Source organism: Kribbella amoyensis (assembly GCF_007828865.1).
Taxonomy (GTDB): domain Bacteria; phylum Actinomycetota; class Actinomycetes; order Propionibacteriales; family Kribbellaceae; genus Kribbella; species Kribbella amoyensis.
This window is the reverse complement of the sequence record NZ_VIVK01000001.1, coordinates 2,156,831-2,174,058: the sequence shown is the minus strand read 5'-3', so window position 1 is coordinate 2,174,058 and position 17,228 is coordinate 2,156,831. Positions and strand designations below refer to the sequence as shown.

General features: G+C 69.8%; 15 protein-coding genes. 8 read left to right on the top strand and 7 right to left on the bottom strand.

Annotated elements, in window-relative coordinates:
- The first annotated feature begins 91 nt into the window (after nt 1–91).
- A complete protein-coding gene (locus tag FB561_RS10405; RefSeq protein WP_145805473.1) occupies nt 92–2,074 on the top strand; it encodes an outer membrane protein assembly factor BamB family protein in 1,983 nt (660 codons plus the stop codon).
- 787 nt (nt 2,075–2,861) lie between these two features.
- Nucleotides 2,862–3,854 carry a helix-turn-helix domain-containing protein gene (locus FB561_RS10395; protein ID WP_145805471.1) on the top strand — a complete coding sequence of 331 codons (993 nt, stop codon included), beginning with the start codon at nt 2,862–2,864 and terminating at the stop codon, nt 3,852–3,854.
- Nucleotides 3,855–3,952: 98 nt separating this feature from the next.
- Here FB561_RS10395 and FB561_RS10390 read toward each other — a convergent pair whose 3' ends face one another.
- Both FB561_RS10390 and FB561_RS10385 read right to left on the bottom strand, forming a co-directional pair.
- Complete coding sequence (locus FB561_RS10390) at nt 3,953–5,059, bottom strand: aspartate-semialdehyde dehydrogenase (protein WP_145805470.1); 1,107 nt, start codon at nt 5,057–5,059, stop codon at nt 3,953–3,955.
- Entirely contained in the window at nt 5,056–6,324 is a 1,269-nt protein-coding gene (locus tag FB561_RS10385; RefSeq protein ID WP_145805468.1) for an aspartate kinase, read from the bottom strand. The genes FB561_RS10390 and FB561_RS10385 overlap by 4 nt, the downstream gene beginning before the upstream one ends.
- 259 nt (nt 6,325–6,583) lie before the next feature.
- On the opposite strand from FB561_RS10385, the gene FB561_RS10380 reads away from it, so the two are divergent.
- Together FB561_RS10380 and FB561_RS10375 are read left to right on the top strand one after the other, a co-directional pair.
- Nucleotides 6,584–6,949, top strand: a complete 366-nt coding sequence (locus tag FB561_RS10380; protein WP_145805466.1) for an ArsR/SmtB family transcription factor — start codon at nt 6,584–6,586, stop codon at nt 6,947–6,949.
- A gap of 112 nt (nt 6,950–7,061) precedes the next feature.
- Nucleotides 7,062–7,610 (top strand): dihydrofolate reductase family protein, encoded by a 549-nt coding sequence (locus FB561_RS10375; RefSeq protein ID WP_145805464.1) that lies wholly within the window; start codon nt 7,062–7,064, stop codon nt 7,608–7,610.
- 77 nt (nt 7,611–7,687) lie between these two features.
- Here the strand turns inward: FB561_RS10375 and FB561_RS10370 are convergent, their stop codons facing one another.
- Nucleotides 7,688–8,908, bottom strand: a complete 1,221-nt coding sequence (locus FB561_RS10370) for an MFS transporter (RefSeq protein ID WP_238334751.1) — start codon at nt 8,906–8,908, stop codon at nt 7,688–7,690.
- A 101-nt stretch (nt 8,909–9,009) separates the two neighbouring features.
- On the opposite strand from FB561_RS10370, the gene dinB reads away from it, so the two are divergent.
- On the top strand, nt 9,010–10,212 hold the full coding sequence (gene dinB, locus FB561_RS10365) for a DNA polymerase IV (protein WP_145805458.1): 1,203 nt from the start codon (nt 9,010–9,012) through the stop codon (nt 10,210–10,212).
- 27 nt (nt 10,213–10,239) lie between these two features.
- Here the strand turns inward: dinB and FB561_RS10360 are convergent, their stop codons facing one another.
- The 3 genes from FB561_RS10360 to FB561_RS10350 all read right to left on the bottom strand — a co-directional run bounded on the left by FB561_RS10360 (nt 10,240) and on the right by FB561_RS10350 (nt 13,075).
- Nucleotides 10,240–11,259 (bottom strand): alpha-ketoacid dehydrogenase subunit beta, encoded by a 1,020-nt coding sequence (locus tag FB561_RS10360; RefSeq protein WP_420371341.1) that lies wholly within the window; start codon nt 11,257–11,259, stop codon nt 10,240–10,242.
- On the bottom strand, nt 11,214–12,359 hold the full coding sequence (locus FB561_RS10355; protein ID WP_145805456.1) for a thiamine pyrophosphate-dependent enzyme: 1,146 nt from the start codon (nt 12,357–12,359) through the stop codon (nt 11,214–11,216). Before FB561_RS10355 ends, FB561_RS10360 begins: the two co-directional genes overlap by 46 nt.
- 143 nt (nt 12,360–12,502) lie before the next feature.
- Nucleotides 12,503–13,075, bottom strand: coding sequence for a TetR/AcrR family transcriptional regulator (locus FB561_RS10350; RefSeq protein WP_145805454.1), 573 nt, complete (start codon nt 13,073–13,075; stop codon nt 12,503–12,505).
- A 154-nt stretch (nt 13,076–13,229) separates the two neighbouring features.
- On the opposite strand from FB561_RS10350, the gene FB561_RS10345 reads away from it, so the two are divergent.
- From FB561_RS10345 to FB561_RS10335, 3 genes are read left to right on the top strand one after another with little or no spacing between them, the layout of a single operon-like run.
- Entirely contained in the window at nt 13,230–13,811 is a 582-nt protein-coding gene (locus tag FB561_RS10345) for a hypothetical protein (protein ID WP_145805452.1), read from the top strand.
- Between the two features lies 1 nt (nt 13,812).
- Nucleotides 13,813–15,270 carry a dihydrolipoyl dehydrogenase family protein gene (locus tag FB561_RS10340; protein WP_145805450.1) on the top strand — a complete coding sequence of 486 codons (1,458 nt, stop codon included), beginning with the start codon at nt 13,813–13,815 and terminating at the stop codon, nt 15,268–15,270.
- A gap of 26 nt (nt 15,271–15,296) precedes the next feature.
- Entirely contained in the window at nt 15,297–15,737 is a 441-nt protein-coding gene (locus tag FB561_RS10335; protein WP_145805447.1) for an organic hydroperoxide resistance protein, read from the top strand.
- A gap of 3 nt (nt 15,738–15,740) precedes the next feature.
- On the opposite strand, the gene FB561_RS10330 is transcribed toward FB561_RS10335, so the two are convergent.
- Nucleotides 15,741–17,213 carry a serine/threonine-protein kinase gene (locus FB561_RS10330; protein ID WP_202880583.1) on the bottom strand — a complete coding sequence of 491 codons (1,473 nt, stop codon included), beginning with the start codon at nt 17,211–17,213 and terminating at the stop codon, nt 15,741–15,743.
- Nucleotides 17,214–17,228: the final 15 nt, after the last annotated feature.

Sequence of the window (17,228 nt, the reverse complement as noted above, 5' to 3'; positions counted from 1 at the left end):
CCTGTTCGGAGAAGTCGGGTCCGAGCCGTTGACACCGCGGTCGCGCCGTAATTACGGTTAGGGCCGAAATCGACGCGAAGGAGCCGCCCCCATGCCGCGACGACTGTTGAGCACGTTCACCGCTGCCGGCCTGATCGGGGTCCTGGCCGTGGGTTCCGCTTCCGTTCCGGCACCGGCCGGAGCCGAGGTGGACGCCGTCACGATCACCGAGATCGGCGAGCCGGTGCACAACCTGGCCGTCTACGGCGCCGCCTTCGGGCCACGGCCGGACGGTGGCTCCAATGCCTATATAGTTGCCCGAGGCAACCCCGGTGCGCTGAGCGTGGTGGACGCCGGGACCGCGACCGTGACGGCGACCTACGAACTCCCCGGGGCGAGCGGGTCCTGGGGTGGTGTCGCGGTCGACGACGGGACGGCGTACATCCCGGCGGACGCGAAGCTGTTCCGCTACCGCCCGGGCTCCGATCACGTCGAGGACCTCGGCATCCCGCTCGCCGGCGAGACCACGGCCTGGCGTGCGGCCACGGACGGGCGGCGAGTCTTCGTCGGGACGTACCCGGGCGGCAAGCTCTACTCGTACGACCACAACACCGGCAAGATCCGCGACTACGGCCAGGTGCTGCCGGGTGAGCAGTACGCGCGCAGCGTCGCCGTCGCGGGCGACAAGGTGTACGTGGGACTCGGCACCGTGGCGAAGCTGGCCGAGGTGGACATCCGGACCGGGGCGCGCCGCGAGATCCCGCTGCCGGAGAAGTACCGGACGGAGACGTTCGTGTACGACGTGAACGCGGCCCGCGGTCACCTGATCGCGCGGACCGCGAACGCGAACCGGATGCTCGTGTACGACCTCGGCAGCGACACCTGGGAAGCTGATCTGGGCACCGGCAAGGGCGTCGACGCGTCCCCCGCCGACCCGGACGGCAACGTGTACTACGTCGCCGGTGACGGCAAGCTGACCGCGTACAACCTGCGCACCGGCGAACTCCGGCCGACCACGCGGACCGGGATGGGCACCGCCCGCGGCTTCGGCTGGGCCACGGTGGACGACCCCGCGTACCCGGGCAAGACGCTGGTGACCGCGGACTTCAGCGGCAACCTCACGTACTACAACCCGCGGACCGGGGCGTCCAAGGTCGCGAGCACGAAGCTGCCTGGACGGCCGACCCAACTGCAGACGATCCACGCCGGCCCGGACGGACGGATCTACGCGAGCTCCTATCCGAGTGGCGGGATGAGCATCTACGACCCGGCGACCGCCACGATCTCGGAGAACTCGGTCCTCGGTCAGGTCGAAGGCTTCGGGAACTGGAACAACAAGCTGTACGCGGGGGTTTACCCGGGCGCGCACCTGTTCGAGTTCGACCCGTCGAAACCGGTACAGCGGGGGACGAATCCGCGCGAGTTCGCCGCGCTCACGTCGGACCACCAGGACCGGCCGTTCGCGATCGCGGGTGCGGGTGACCGGCTGGCGGTGGGCACGATCCCGGACTACGGGCAGCTCGGTGGCGCCCTGACCTTGGTGGATCCCGCGACCGGGGCCAAGGAGGTCCACCGCAACGTCGTCCCGGACCAGAGTGTCACCGCGCTCACGACGTACGACGGTCTCGTCTACGGCGGTACCGGGATCTGGGGCGGCCTGGGTTCCACGCCGACGCAGACCGAGGGGAAGCTGTTCGCCTTCGACCCGGCCACGGGGACGAAGGTGTGGGAGGGCGTGCCGATCCCGGGCGAGAAGGCGATCACCGGACTGATCGTGGGACCCGACGGCCACCTCTGGGGAGGCACGGTCGGCAAACTGTTCGAGTTCGACCCGGTCACCCGGACCGTCCTGCGAACCATCGACGTGACGCCGTTCGACTGGAACGTGGACCACGTCTGGCGCAGCGTGCACCTGGCCTTCGCGCCGGACGGCTCGCTGTGCGGCAACTTCCGCTTCACCATCGCCTGCGTGGATCCGGCCACCGGCGCGGTGGACACGCTGGTCACCGACGCGGACGACGTCTGGACGATGGGCACCGACGGCACGATCTACTTCGGCCGCGGCGCCACGATGTACCGGCTCGTCCGCGGCTGACCGGCCCTTTGTCAGAGGGTGATCGCGCGGTACCTGGAGCTGTGCCGTGCGACCGGCCTGTCGGCGGGCTTCTCGGCAGCGGAAGGGATGCGGCCGGCTGGACTGTGGCCGGTGGAACCCGTGCTGTGCTGGGCGGTCAGTACGGACTGAGCAGCGGAACCGGTCGTCCCGCCGCATCCCATGGACAGCCTCACCATCCACGGAACCTCACCCCGCGTCGCGCGGGTCCCACCGGCCTCTCGGGAGCTCGGACCGCCTTGGGCGGACGCGGTCCGGGCACTCGCCGAGTGGGTGGGCACGATGACCAGGGCGGCGGTCATCGCGCGGAGGCCGGAGGTACCCCGCTCGTCACGCGGGGTTCGAGGGGCAGTGCGCGGTCTGGAGCGAAGCATGGGCGGCGCCTCCTCGAACGGCCTCGGATGCACGATTTGTACACCCTCCGGCACAGCCGGTGATGGCACTAAGGTGCGAGGGCACCGATGCGCCGGGATCGAGACCCAACCGAAACGGGCTCGCCTGACGGGTCGGCCAACTTTGGCCAGAATTGGAACAGCAGCCCGGCGGCGCTCAGGTGGTCCGTCGCCGGGCTGCTGGACCTCAATTCTCGCTCACGACCGCGCGGAAGGGGTGGCCAGATGGTGACACGGCACAAGAATGCTGACAAGACAACAATTGTCGCTCGATGCGGTCACCGGGATACGGACGGTGCGGTCCGGGGACCACTGGTCGTTCTACCCTGGTCGGACGGTCGCCTACGGTGACCGCCCCCGGGAGGGAGGGGAAGTACATGAGTTCGACCGACACGGAGCGTGCCGCCCACCTGCGCGTGCTCGGCCTCAACGACGACGAGATCAACGTCTACCAGTACCTGCTCCGCACCGGCCCGTCCTCGAGCACCGAGCTCGACCAGGCGGTCGCCGGCCGGACCACCCCGATCGAGACGGCGCTCACCGGCCTGGTCCAGGCCGGGCTGGCCCGCCGATCCGGATCCGACCACTCCCGGTACCTGCCGGTGCCGCCCGACGCGGGGCTCGAGGCGCTCACGCTGCGTCGCGAGTCCGAGCTGAAACAGGCCCGGATCGAGGTGCTCAACGCCTACGACGAGTTCCGCCGGACCGTGCACAACGAGTCGACCACGCACCTGATCGAGGTGGTCACCGGGACCGCGATCGTCGAGCGGATCAACCAGATCAAGGAGAGCGCCCAGCGCGAGATCCAGGCCATCGACAGCCCGCCGTACTACCTCGGCGCCGGCCCGAACCAGATGGAGATCGAGCAGCTCAAACGCGGGGTCGCCTACCGGGTGGTGTACTCGCCGGAGTCGGTCGAGGTGCCCGGGTACCTGACCGAGAACATCCTGCCCTGCGTCGAAGCCGGCGAGCAGGCCCGCGTCCTGCCCGACGTCCCGGCCAAGCTGACCATCATCGACACCTCCATCGCGTTCGTGTCGATGTCGGTGCGCGACACCGACGTGAACCGGTCCCTGCTGATCATCCGGCCGAGCAGCCTGCTGTCCGCGCTGATCGGCATGTTTGAGCTGTGCTGGCGCAACGCCCTACCGCTGCACGCGTCCGTCGGCGCCGAGGACGACCGGCTGGAACCGATCGAACGACGGCTGCTGGCTCTGCTCGCGACCGGGGCCGCGGACGACACGATCGCGCGGACGTTGGGCATCAGCAGGCGCACGTTCTTCCGTTATCTGGAACGCCTGATGAACCGGACCGGTGCCAGCACCCGCTTCCAACTGGCACTGCACGCGGCCCGGGAGGACTGGCTCTGATCACAGCCTGCCGGAACCTCGGGGGACAAGAAGCCGGGACCTCGGACAGGTTATTTCCTGTTCAAGGTCCCGGCTTGTTGGTCGCGGGGGTTGGGTGATCAGGAGGCGGCCGGGCTGAACTCCTTGGCGACGACCTCGGCGATCTGGGCGGTGTTCAGGGCCGCGCCCTTGCGTAGGTTGTCGCCGCAGACGAAGAGCTCGAGCGCCTGCGGGTCGTCCAGCGAGCGACGGATCCGGCCGACCCAGGTCGGATCCGTGCCGACCACGTCCGCCGGGGTCGGGAACTCGCCCTCGGCCGGGTTGTCGAAGAGGATCACACCCGGCGCGTCCCGCAGGACCTCGCGGGCCTCGTCGACGTCGACCTCGCGGTTGAACCGGGCGTGCACGGCCAGCGAGTGGGTGGTGATCACGGGTACCCGGACGCAGGTCGCGGAGACCTTGAGGTCCGGGAGACCGAGGATCTTGCGGGACTCGTTGCGGACCTTGAGCTCCTCGGACGACCAGCCGTCGTCCTTGAGCGACCCGGCCCACGGCACCACGTTCATCACCAGCGGCGCCGGGAACGGGCCGAGCGCGTTGCCGATCACCCGGCGGACGTCACCCGGCGTCGTGCCGAGCTCGCGGTTGCCGGCGACCTTCATCAGCTGGTCGTACAGCGCGTCGATCCCGTCCTGCCCGGCACCCGAGGCGGCCTGGTACGACGAGACGACGAGCTGCTCGAGCTCGTACCGGTGGTGCAGGGCGCCCATCGCCACGATCATCGACAGCGTCGTGCAGTTGGGGTTGGAGATGATGCCCTTCGGCCGGTTGCGGGCCGTTTCGGCGTTCACCTCGGGCACCACCAGCGGGACGTCCGGGTCCATCCGGAACGCGCCCGAGTTGTCCACCACGACGGCACCCTTGGCCGCGGCGAGCGGTGCCCAGTGCGCGGACACCGCGTCCGGCACGTCGAACATCGCCACGTCGACCCCGTCGAAGGCGTCCTCGCTGATCGCGACGACCTCGACCTCCTCGCCGCGGACCTTGAGCTTCTTGCCCGCGGAGCGCTCGGACGCGATCAGCCGGATCTCTCCCCACACGTTCTGCCGGGTGGAGAGCAGGGTGAGCATCACCGTGCCGACGGCGCCGGTCGCACCGACCACCGCCAACGTGGGGAGGCCCGTCCGGTCCTCGGTCGTCTGATCCAAAGCGCTCACAGGGGTCACCGTCCAGTTCCTCCGTACACGACAGCTTGGGTGTGCTCGTCGTCCAGGTCGAATGCGGTGTGCGCCGCGGTCACGGCGGCGTCCACCAGGTTCTCGTCGACGACCACCGAGATCCGGATCTCCGAGGTGGAGATCATCTCGATGTTGACGCCGGCGTCGGCCAGAGCCGAGAAGAACTTCGCGGAAACGCCCGGGTGCGAGCGCATTCCGACACCGACGACCGAGACCTTGCCGATCTGGTCGTCGTACAACAGCTGCTCGTAGCCGACCTCGTCCTTCATCCGGGCCAGCGCGGACATCGCGCGGGCGCCGTCGGCGCGGGGCAGCGTGAACGAGATGTCGGTCCGGTTGGTCGCGACCGCCGAGACGTTCTGCACGATCATGTCGATGTTGGTGTCGGCACCCGCGACGGTCTCGAAGATCCGGGCGGCCTCGCCCGGCTTGTCCGGCACACCGACCACGGTGATCTTGGCCTCGCCGCGGTCCTGGACCACGCCGGAGATGATCGCCTGTTCCATTTGATCCAGTTCCTTCGCATCGACAACCCAGGTGCCTTCCTTCTGGGAGAAGGAGGAACGCACGTGGACGGGGACGTTGTAGCGCCGCGCGTACTCGACGCAGCGCAGGTGCAGCACCTTGGCGCCGCAGGCGGCCATCTCGAGCATCTCCTCGTAGGAGATCTTCGGGATCTGCTTCGCGGCCGGCACGATCCGCGGATCCGCGGTGAAGATGCCGTCCACGTCGGTGTAGATCTCGCAGTAGTCCGCCTCCAGCGAGGCGGCCAGCGCGACCGCGGTGGTGTCGGAGGCACCACGGCCCATCGTGGTGATGTCCTTGGTGTCCTGCGCGACGCCCTGGAAGCCGGCCACGATCGCGACGTGGCCCTCGGCCAGCGCGGACTCGATCCGGCTCGGCGTGATGTCGATGATGCGCGCGTTCCCGTGCGCCGAGGTGGTGATCACCCCGGCCTGCGAACCGGTGAACGAGCGGGCCTCGTAGCCCAGGTTCGCGATCGCCATCGCCAGCAGCGCGGCCGAGATCCGCTCGCCCGAGGTGAGCAGCATGTCCAGCTCACGCGGTGGTGGCAGCGGGGTGACCTGCTGGGCCAGGTCCATCAGTTCGTCGGTGGTGTCACCCATGGCGGAGATGACCACCACCACGTCGTTCCCGGCCTTCTTCGTCGCGACGATCCGTTGGGCCACACGCTTGATGCAATCGGCGTCAGCGACCGAAGAACCGCCGTACTTGTGCACGACGCGTCCCACAGCTGTGTCTCCTCAATGCTTGAACCCCAGCAGCTCACACTGGTTGCGGTACGCCGTGCGGCGCTGCACCAGGCGTGTTCGTTCGGGTCATTCTAGCCGTGACCGTCCCGTTGTCTGCGGCCTGACCAGCACCCGAACGGCTCTTCCGGCAAGTCGCCACGCCGTCTGGACGTTCGTTCGCCGGGCCCCGATCGGGCCGGACACCTTCCGGTTTCGTCGACCACTTGCTTATATAAGCCACCGTTGAAACAATGCGACGGTGCACGCCTTCGACATCCTCGGCGATCCGGTCCGGCGCCGGATCCTCGAACTGCTCGCCGACGGCGAACTGCCGGCCGGCCGGATCGCCGGCACGATCGGCGCCGAGTTCGGGATCAGCCAGCCGGCCGTCTCGCAGCACCTGCGGGTCCTGCGGGACAACGGCTTCGCGACTGTGACCGTCGACGGCACCCGCCGGCTGTACGCGGTCGACACCACGCCACTGCGCGAGATCGACGCCTGGCTGGAGAAGTACCGCAAGTTCTGGACGCAGCGGCTGGACGCCCTCGACACGGAGCTCCGCCGCGGCCGCCGCGCCCGCCGCCTCGACGCCGAGCAACCCGACCGGACAGCCGACCAGGCATAGTCCCCCCGGCCTGCTTCCCGGGCTCCAGGTTTTTTCTCAGCAGATGTCGATCCGCTGTCGAGCCGGTCGACGCGTCGGTGAAAGGCAGTCCACCACCACCGAGGAGCACATCATGAGGAAGATCACCGCCGGCCTGTTCATCTCGCTCGACGGCGTCGTCCAGGACCCGGACCAATGGCACTTCCAGTACTTCAACGACGAGATGGGGAACGCGATCAGCGCCCTCGCCGAGACCTCCGACACGATGGTGCTCGGCCGGGTGACCTGGGAGATGTTCGCCGGCTACTGGCCGACCGAGGGCGCCGACGAGGAGGGCGCGGAGATGATGAACGACACCCCGAAGCTGGTCGTGTCGAACACGCTCGACTCCGTCGACGCCTGGCAGAACTCCACCCTGCTGCCCGGCGACCCCACCAAGACGCTGGACGCGCTGAAGGAGCAGCCCGGCAAGAACCTCAACATCGTCGGCAGCGTCACCCTGGTCCGCGCGCTGTTGCGGGCGCGCGTCCTGGACGAGCTGCACCTGCTGGTCCACCCGATCGCGGTCGGCCACGGTCTGCGCCTCTTCGACGAGGGCGAGACCGTGCCGCTGGAGCTGGTGTCGACCACCACCTTCACCACCGGCGTCCTGCACAGCGTCTACGCCCCCGCCAAGGGCTGACGACAGAGCGGACGACAGAGCGGGCGTGTCCGGCGAACTGCCGCCGGACACGGGTGGGCGCGTAAGCCGTGCCGGGATCAGTGGGCTTCGGCGACCGAGACCGGTTCGACGACGACTTCGTCGGCCGGGCGGTGTGGTGGGACGCGGATCAGGCTGGCCGCGGCCAGCAGGGTAAGGAGGGCCGCCATCACCCAGACGTAGCGGACGCCGAAGGACTCGACCACCTGACCGGCGAGCGAGGCGCCCACCGCCGCACCGACCATGGCGCCGCTGTTCATCCAGCCGAAGATCTCGGTCCGGACCGAATCGGGCGTCATCGCTCCGAGGCGCTCGTACATCGCGCCGACGGTCGGCGCGAGTACGCATCCGGCGAGCAACAGGGCGATGCCGAGGGTGATCGGTGAGTGAGTGGCGAAGACGCACACGACCATGCCGACCGACATCAGGGAGGCCCGGCGCCAGGCGTACGAGTCGCGCCGGCCCGGCAGCGCGCCCATCACCAGACCACCGATCAGGCTGCCGAGGGCCCAGACGGTCTCGAGCACGCCGGCGATCAACCGGTTCCCGTGATCGTCCGCGTAGGCGACGATGCCGAGCGATACGGCCGAGAACGCCGTCACGGCCAACGCGAACGACAGGATCAGCGGCAACCGGTGCTGGTGCCAGAGCAACTGACGCGCCGTGAGCCGCCGGCCGTGCGAGGCGTCGTCGTGCGGCAGCGGTGGCGGCTGGCGCAGGCCGAACCACCAGATCGAGACGCCCGCCAGCGCCGCGGCCGCCAGCACGCCGGCCCGTGGACTGGCGAAGCTGACGATCAGCGCGCCCAGCATCGGACCGACCGAGAACAGCACCTCCTGCGCGGTGGCGTCGAGCGCGTACACCGTGCGGAGCCGGGGGCCGTCGACGATCCGCGGCCACGCGGCCCGCATGGTCGCCGTCACCGGGGACACCACCGCGCCGGCGAGCGCGGAGACGACCGGCATCCAGCGGTACGCCTCGTCGGGCAGCAGGGCGAGGACCGCCATCGCGACACCCCAGGCCATCCCGGTACCGATGACGACCCAGCGCGCACCGCGTCGATCGGCCAGCCGGGACCAGACCGGACCACCGACCGCCATGCCGACCGAGTACGCGCCGGCCACGACGCCCGCCCAACCGAAGTTGCCGGCCGCGTCCTTGGCGAGGAAGGACACCGGGACCATCGCCGCCATCACCGGGAGCCGGGCGAGCAGGGCCGAGGCCAGCAGGGCGACCACTCCTCGGGTCCGCCAGAGCGCGCGATATGCCGACAGGTCCATGCATCGCATTCTGTCCTGACATTCCGAACCCCCGCCTCCGGATTTCTCCCTAGTCGCTCACCTTCGTCGCCCTAGGCGATGGCGTGAGGTTATGCGAACATATGTTCGTGTCCCAAATCGGCGCGGCGACGATCCTCCATGCCGACCTGGACGCGTTCTACGCGTCGGTCGAGCAGCGGGACGACCCGAGCCTGCGTGGACGCCCCGTGATCGTCGGCGGCGGTGTCGTCCTCGCCTGCAGCTACGAGGCCAAGGCGCTCGGCGTCCGGACCGCGATGGGTGGCCGGCAGGCGTTGCAGCGGTGCCCACAGGCGATCGTCGTACCGCCGCGGATGTCCGCGTACTCGGAGGCGAGCAAGGCGGTCTTCGCGGTGTTCAAGGACACCACGCCGTTGGTGGAGGGGCTGTCGATCGACGAGGCGTTCCTGGACGTCGCCGGGTTGCGCCGGATCGCCGGTGAGCCGGTGGACATCGCGCGTCGGTTGCGAGCCGAGGTCCTGGCGAGGGTCGGGCTGCCGATCACGGTCGGGGTAGCGCGGACGAAGTTCCTCGCGAAGGTGGCCAGCGGCGTCGCGAAACCCGACGGGCTGCTGGTGGTCCCGCCGGACCAGGAGCTCGAGTTCCTGCATCCCCTGGCCGTCGAGCGGTTGTGGGGAGTCGGCGAGGTGACCGCGGAGAAGCTGCGCAGCCGCGGACTGTCCAGGGTGGGCGACGTCGCCAAGCTGCCCGAGGCGGCGTTGATCTCGATGCTCGGCCGCGCCTCGGGCCGGCATCTGCACGCGCTCGCGCACAACCGCGATCCCCGGCCGATCGAGGTGGGCCGTCGGCGCCGTTCGATCGGATCCCAGCGCGCCCTCGGCCGATCACCCAAGTCCGCCGAGACCCTGGACGCGATCCTGGCCGGCCTGGTGGACCGCGTGACCCGGCGGATGCGGACGGCGGGCCGCGCCGGGCGTACCGTCACGCTGCGGCTCCGCTTCGACGACTTCACCCGCGCGACCCGGTCCCATACGTTGCCCCAGGCAACAGGTCAGACCCGCGCCATCCTGGTCACCGCCCGGGCCCTGATGACCGAGGCCCGGCCGCTGATCGAGAAACAGGGCATCACCCTGGTCGGCATCTCGGTCGGCAACCTGGAGAACGAGTCCACCGTCCAGCTGGCCCTCCCGTTCGACAAGGCGAGCAACGACGAACTGGACAGCGCCCTCGACGACGTCCGCGACAAGTTCGGCACCAACGCGGTGACCCGGGGCATCCTCCTCGGCCGCGACCAGGGCCTCGCCGTACCGATGCTCCCGGACTGATCCGGGTGTTCCGCCTCGGGGTGTCGTTCAGTAGCGAAGGGCTCGATCGACGGCTTCCAGGACGCGGTCGACGTCGGGGAGATAGTGCGCCTCGATGTCCGCCGGTGGGAACGGCGTGTCGAAGGCCGAGACCCGCAGAACCGGGGCTTGGAGCGAGTAGAAGCAGTGCTCCATGACCGTCGCGGCGATCTCGCTGCCGACGCTGGTGAATCCGGGTGCTTCCTGCGCGTAGACCATCCGGCCGGTCCGGCGTACGGATTCCAGGAGTGGGCCGTAGTCCACCGGCGACAGCGAACGAATGTCGATCACCTCGCAGGTCGTGCCCTCGGCCTCGGCCACCGCTGCCGCGTCGAGCAGCGTGGTCACCATCGCGCCGTGGCCGGCGAGGGTGACGTCGCTCCCGGGACGGGCGATCCGGCTCGCATGCAACGGGCCGGCGGGAACGGAGGTGTCGACGTCGCCCTTGGGCCAGTACCTGCTCTTGGGTTCGAGGAAGACGACCGGGTCGGGAGAGGCGATCGCGTCCTGGATCATCCAGTAGGCGTCGTTCGGGGTGGCGGGGCTGACCACCCGCAGGCCGGGCGTGTGCGCGAAGTACGTCTCGGGGCTCTCCTGGTGGTGCTCGATCGACCTGATGTGGCCGCCGTAGGGGATGCGGATCACCACGGGCAAGGGGGTGTTGCCGCCCAGCCGGTAGGTGAGCTTCGCCAGTTGCGAGGTGATCTGGTCGAAGGCCGGGTAGACGAAGCCGTCGAACTGGATCTCCACCACCGGCCGGAATCCGCCGAGCGCGAGGCCGATCGCGGTGCCGACGATGCCGGACTCCGCGAGCGGGGTGTCCAGGACGCGATCCTCACCGAACTCGGCCTGCAGTCCCTCGGTGACCCGGAACACTCCGCCCAGCTTGCCGATGTCCTCGCCCATCAGCAGCACGCGGCTGTCTTCCGTCATCGCCCGGCGCAGCCCCTCGTTCAACGCCCGGCCCATCGGCATGTTCCGGGTCACGACAGGTTCTCCTCGAACGAGCTCTCGTACTCTGCCAGCCATCGCCGCTGCTCTTCCAGGGCCTCTTCGACCTGGCTGTAGACGTTGCGGAACAGGTCGTCGGGGCCGAGCGAGCCGAGAGCCGCGGTGCGTACCCGGACGTCGTCGGCGGCCTCCGCGGCCTCTTCGTCGACTGCGGCGAAGTACTCGTCGCCGGCACCTCGATCCCTGAGATACGCGCGCATCCGGACGATCGGATCGCGGTGCGCCCAGCCCGCCTCCTCGTCCCGGCTGCGGTACTTGGTGGGGTCGTCGCTGGTGGTGTGGGGCGCGAGCCGGTAGGTGACCGCCTCGATCGCCTGCGGGCCTTCGCCGGCCCGGGCCCGATCGAGAGCGACTCGCGAGACCGCGTAGCTGGCCAGCACGTCGTTGCCGTCGACCTGGACACTGGGGATGCCGTACCCCGCGGAACGCTGGTAGAGCGGGACCGGTGACTGGGTCGACACCGGCACCGAGATCGCCCACTGGTTGTTCTGCAGGAAGAACACCACCGGTGCGCGGTAACTCGCGGCGAACACCATCGCCTCGTGTACGTCGCCCTGGCTCGACGCCCCGTCGCCGTAGTACACGATCACGGCCTCGTCGCGGTCGGGATCGCCGCTGCCGCACTTCGCATCGAAGCGCAGACCCATCGCCCGCCCGGTCGCGTGCAGGGTCTGCGCGCCCAGCACCAGCGTGTAGATGTGCGTGTTGCCGTTCTTGGGATCGGTCGGGTCCCAGCCGGCGTGGCTCAGGCCTCGCATCTGCTTCAGGATGTCGACCGGGTCGACTCCACGGACGCGGGCCACCGCGTGCTCGCGGTACGACGGGAAGAGGTGATCCTGCGCCCGAGCGGCGCGCGCCGAACCCACCTGAGCCGCCTCCTGCCCCTGCGCCGACGGCCACAGAGCGAGCTGGCCCTGTCGCTGCAGGTTCGTGGCCTGCTCGTCGATCGCCCGGATCACGGCCATGTCCCGATGCAGAGTTTGCAGGTCGTCGTCGTCGAGGGACTTGATCGCGTCCAGGTACGGCTCTGCCGCGGGGGTCGGCGCCCACGTGCCGTCCGCATCGAGGAAACGGACGATCGCCGTGTCGTCGTAGATGTCCCGTGTGCCCGCCGTCATGCCGCTGCGAGGGTTCCTGCGCTCATGGCGCGACCGTATCGCGCCGCATCCGGCAGCCCGCGCCACCACCCGAAGGGTGATACGCCACCACGGATGTCGCATCGGACGGCGTCGGCTCCACCGCCTTCGCCCCGGGCTGCGCTTCAGGCTTCCGGGTCCTGGCGGCTGCGGTAGGTGAGGAGGCCTTCGATACCGCGGAGGAAGGTCTCGCTGATCGGCTTGGGGTCGGTGAGGCAGCCGGCAGCCATCGCGCCGTCGCGGAGCAGGACGAAGTGGCGGGCGGCCGGCTCGGGGTCGATCTTCCCGGTGGCGGTGAAGAGCTCGGTGAGGGTCTCCAGGAACCACTGGCGGTGCTTGAGGATCGCCTGGTGGACCGGGTGCTCGGGGTCCGGGTACTCGGCGGCGGCGTTGAGGAAGGCGCAGCCCCGGAAGCCGGCCGTCTGGATGTCGTCGGCGATGGAGCGAGCGACCTTGCGGATGACGTCGTCGGGGCTCGCGCCCTCCGCGCGGACGGCTTCCACCTGGGTCCGGATCGCCTCGTCGGCCTGGGTCAGGTAGCCGACGATCAGGTCGTCCTTGCTCGGGAAATGCCGGTAGAGCGTGGACCGCGTGACCTTCGCCTCGTCGATGACGCGATCGACGCCGACGGCGTGCAGGCCCTCGGCGTAGAAGAGGCCGGTGGCCGTATTGAGCAGGCGGTAGCGCGCTTCCGACATCCGCTTCTTCTCCGATCTCTGGCGGTCGATGACGAGCTTAGCAGACAGAACGATCGGTCTTGACAACGGCGGACACCGTCCGGCAAGCTCACAGCCGTACCGATCGTTCTGTCTACCACCGAATCCGTCGGTACTCCGATCGAGAGAAGGAGCTATGTCCAGTTCATCCGAAACCCTCCAGGCCGGCCCGGTGACCAATGCCGCCGGCACCACCCAGGCCCTGCGCACGCTGTACTACGTCCGCTTCGGATTCGCCCTCGTCTGGGCGGTCCTGGTGATGGCGATCGCCAAGATGATCACCCCGGGGGCTGCTGTCCTGCTGGTGATCTACCCGCTCTTCGACGTCGCCGCGGCCGTCGTCGACTTCCGTACCTCGGGCGCGTCCCGACCGAAGGCGCCGCTGTTCGTGAACATGGGGCTGAGTCTGCTCACCACGATCGGCCTGGCCATCGCGGCCACGTCCGGTATCCCCAGCGTGCTGCGGGTGTGGGGCGCCTGGGCGATCACGGCGGGCATCGTCCAGCTGGTCGTCGCGATCCTGCGCCATCGGCTCGGTGGCCAGTGGCCGATGATCCTCAGCGGCGGACTCTCGGTCCTCGCGGGCGGCAGCTTCATCGTGATGGCGGGCGGGGCGGACCCCTCCCTCACCTCGGTCGCCGGCTACGCGATCCTCGGTGGCATCTTCTTCCTGCTCTCCGCGATCCGGCTGCACCAGCTGGCCAAGAAAGCGAAGTGACATGACCGACATCCACCAGGAATCGACCTTCGACGTCGTGATCATCGGCGCCGGCCCGGTCGGTGAGAACGTCGCCGACCGGGCGGTCCAGGGCGGCCTGAGCGCGGCGATCGTGGAACGCGAACTCGTCGGCGGCGAGTGCTCGTACTGGGCCTGCATGCCCACCAAGGCCCTGCTGCGCGACGCCGCCGCGATCCGCGCCGCTCGCGCGTTGCCGGCCGCCGGACAAGCCGTCATCGGTGAGCTGGACCCGGCCGCGGTGCTGGCCCGGCGGGACCGCTTCACCTCCAACTGGGACGATTCCGGCCAGGTCGACTGGCTCGACCAGGCCGGGATCACCTTGGTTCGCGGACACGGCCGCATCACCGGGACCCGTACCGTCACCGTCACTCACCCGGACGGCGCGACCACGTCGGTACGAGCACGCCATGCGGTCGTGATCGCCACCGGCAGCAGCGCGCACCTGCCACCCGTACCGGGCCTGGCGGACGTGGCGCCGTGGACGAGCAGGGAAGCGGCCGCCGTCAAGGAGGTCCCGCAGCGGTTGGCGATCATCGGCGGTGGGGTCGTCGGATCCGAGATGGCGACCGCGTTCAGCGCACTCGGTTCGCGGGTGACACTCGTTTCCCAGACGAGGCTGCTGCCCGGTGTGGAGCCCTTCGCCAGTGAGCATGTCGCCACCGCTCTCCGAACGGCAGGGGTCTCGCTTCACCTGGGCGTCGACGCCACCGGGGCCCGGCGGGACGACTCCGGCACGGTGCACCTCACCCTCTCCGACGGGACCGCGGTCGAAGCCGACGAGGTGCTCGTCGCCACCGGACGTACTCCCAACACCAAGGACCTCGGCCTGGATCACCTCGGCCTCACCCCCGGCGACTGGCTGGCCGTCGACGACGCGCTCGCCGTCCTCGACGACACCGGCAGGCCGATCGACGGCGGCTGGCTGTATGCCGCGGGCGACGTGACCAAGCGGGCCCTGCTGACCCATCACGGCAAGTACCAGGCCCGCGCCCTGGGCGACGCGCTCGCCGCACGGGCTCGCGGCGAGAACCCAGACCTCGGTACCTGGGGGCGTCACGCGGTCACCGCCGACGAGAGCGCCGTGACCCAGGTGATCTTCACCGATCCCGAGGTCGCCGCCGTCGGTCTGTCCGCCGAAGCCGCGATCGCCGCCGGCCGGAAGGTCCGGGTCGTCGACCACGATCTCGGTGCGGTCGCCGGCGCCGCGTTGCACGCCGATGACTACCGCGGGCAGGCGCGGATGGTCATCGACGACAACAGCAACACCCTGATCGGCTTCACCGCGGTCGGGCCCGACGTTTCCGAACTCCTGCACGCGGCCACCGTCGCCATCACCGGCGAGGTTCCGCTGGACCGGCTCTGGCACGCCGTCCCGGCCTACCCGACCATCAGCGAGATCTGGCTCCGTCTCCTCGAAACCGACGGCCGTGACCGCTAGAACCCCACCACAGAAGGAGAAACGACATGACCGAACCTCTGTACACCACCGTCGCCACCTCGACCGGGAACGGCCGCGCCGGCGGACGCGCCGTCAGCGACGACGGCCTGATCGACGTCACGCTCGCGGTCCCGCGGGAGCTCGGCGGGCCAGGTGGAGCGACCAATCCGGAGCAGCTCTTCGCCGCCGGTTGGGCGTCGTGCTTCCACTCGGCGCTGAAGGCGGTCGCCGCGGCCCGGAAGATCACCGTCACCGATTCGGTCGTCGATGCCGAGGTCAGCCTGCATCCCACGGACCAGGGCGGCTTCAGCCTCGCCGCCGCGCTGCACGTGGAGGTGGGCGGCATCGACCAGGCCACGGCCGATTCCCTCGTCGAGGCGGCGCACGCGATCTGCCCTTACTCCAACGCGACCCGCGGCAACATCCCCGTCACCATCGACGCCACGGTCGCCTCAGCTGTCGCGTGATGGTCAGGGGTTCCGGTCGTAGAGGCGGCCGGCGTACCAGGTGAGGGCTGCTTGGAGTTCGGTGAGTTGGCGGGTTCGCCGGGTCTGGGCGCGCTCGTGGCCGATCGGGTAGATGCGGGCGCCGCCGTGGTGGCGGCGGGCTGAGGCCGGGAGGTCGGCGGGGCCTTCGAACCACACGACGAGCCAGGGTCGGGTCTGGTCGCCGGTGATGCGGATTCGGGCGACCGAGGACCACGGCGCCGTACCGGAGCGGGAGCCACGGTGGACCGTGAGGCCGGTGTGGGCGACGCGGAGGCGGACCCTTCGCCGAAGGACCAGGCGGGTGCGGGTGATCGTGTACCACCAGGCGACGAAGCACGGCACCAACCAAGCCAGAGCGAGCAGCGGCTGGTTGGCCTCGGAGGCGTACTGCGAGTTCAGGCCGCAGAGCAGGGCGAATGCGAGGGCGATGACCGCGATGATCGCCGGCCGGGTGCGGGTGGTGCCGAAGGTCGTACCGGGTGCCGCGTCCGTGATGCGTTGAAGGGCCGGCGGTTGGTGGGGATTCGTGGGTCCCGACGGCAGGTGCTGCGGCGGTGGTGGCGCTTGAAGGTGGGCGGGGAGAGGCTGCGGCCGGTGCTCGACCTTCGTCGGCGGTACCGGGTGGGGGGCCAGCAGGGTGTTGGCGGCCGGCATCCCGGTCGGGTCCACCGGGCCGAGCGTGTCGAGGATCTGTTGCGGGGTCGGGCGGGCGTCGGGCCGGATGGTCAGGCAGCGGCGGGTCAGGTCTTCCAGGCCGTCCGGCAACGCGGGGATGGTCGGCTGTTCGTGGACGACGCGATGGACCAGGGCGCCGACCGGACCGGTGCCGAACGGGCCGCGTCCCGTCGCCGCGAAGGCGAGGACCGCGCCCAGGGAGAACAGGTCGGACGCCGGACCGACGGTGCCGCCGGTGATCTGCTCGGGCGAGAGGTACCCCGGGGTCCCGATGATGTTGCCGGTCGCGGTCAGGCTGACATCTTCGAGGGCGCGGGCGATCCCGAAGTCGATCACCCGCGGACCGTTGTCGGTGAGCAGGATGTTCGACGGTTTCAGGTCACGGTGGACCAGGCCGCACCGGTGGATCGCGAGCAGCGCCTCGGCGAGCCCGGCCACGACGTACCGCAGGCCGGCGCGTTCCAGCGGACCGTGCTCGTCGACGGCCTGTTGCAGGGTCGGCCCGGGCAGGTACTCGGTCGCCAGCCACGGGCGATCGGCGGCCGGATCCGCGTCGACCACGGCCGCGGTGAACGCGCCGCTGACCTTCCGCGCGTGCTCGATCTCCCGGGCGAACCGGGCCCGGAACCGGTCGTCACCGGCCAGCTCGTCCCGGACCACCTTGACCGCGACCAGCCGGCCACCCGGCGACTTCGCCAGGTACACGGCCCCCATCGCACCGCGGCCGAGCCGGGAACGCACGACGAACGGGCCGATCGTCGCCGAATCCTCGTGCTGCACCTGCGCTCCTCCTCG

What these genes read in the sequence shown, in the direction of transcription:
- FB561_RS10370 (WP_238334751.1), bottom strand. Translation starts at nt 8,908, where the DNA reads ATGGACCTGTCGGCATATCGCGCGCTCTGGCGGACCCGAGGAGTGGTC.
- FB561_RS10375 (WP_145805464.1), top strand. Translation starts at nt 7,062, where the DNA reads ATGAGGAAGATCACCGCCGGCCTGTTCATCTCGCTCGACGGCGTCGTC.
- FB561_RS10335 (WP_145805447.1), top strand. Translation starts at nt 15,297, where the DNA reads ATGACCGAACCTCTGTACACCACCGTCGCCACCTCGACCGGGAACGGC.
- FB561_RS10340 (WP_145805450.1), top strand. Translation starts at nt 13,813, where the DNA reads ATGACCGACATCCACCAGGAATCGACCTTCGACGTCGTGATCATCGGC.
- FB561_RS10360 (WP_420371341.1), bottom strand. Translation starts at nt 11,259, where the DNA reads ATGGCTGGCAGAGTACGAGAGCTCGTTCGAGGAGAACCTGTCGTGACC.
- dinB (WP_145805458.1), top strand. Translation starts at nt 9,010, where the DNA reads ATGTTCGTGTCCCAAATCGGCGCGGCGACGATCCTCCATGCCGACCTG.
- FB561_RS10395 (WP_145805471.1), top strand. Translation starts at nt 2,862, where the DNA reads ATGAGTTCGACCGACACGGAGCGTGCCGCCCACCTGCGCGTGCTCGGC.
- FB561_RS10345 (WP_145805452.1), top strand. Translation starts at nt 13,230, where the DNA reads ATGTCCAGTTCATCCGAAACCCTCCAGGCCGGCCCGGTGACCAATGCC.
- FB561_RS10350 (WP_145805454.1), bottom strand. Translation starts at nt 13,075, where the DNA reads ATGTCGGAAGCGCGCTACCGCCTGCTCAATACGGCCACCGGCCTCTTC.
- FB561_RS10355 (WP_145805456.1), bottom strand. Translation starts at nt 12,359, where the DNA reads ATGACGGCGGGCACACGGGACATCTACGACGACACGGCGATCGTCCGT.
- FB561_RS10405 (WP_145805473.1), top strand. Translation starts at nt 92, where the DNA reads ATGCCGCGACGACTGTTGAGCACGTTCACCGCTGCCGGCCTGATCGGG.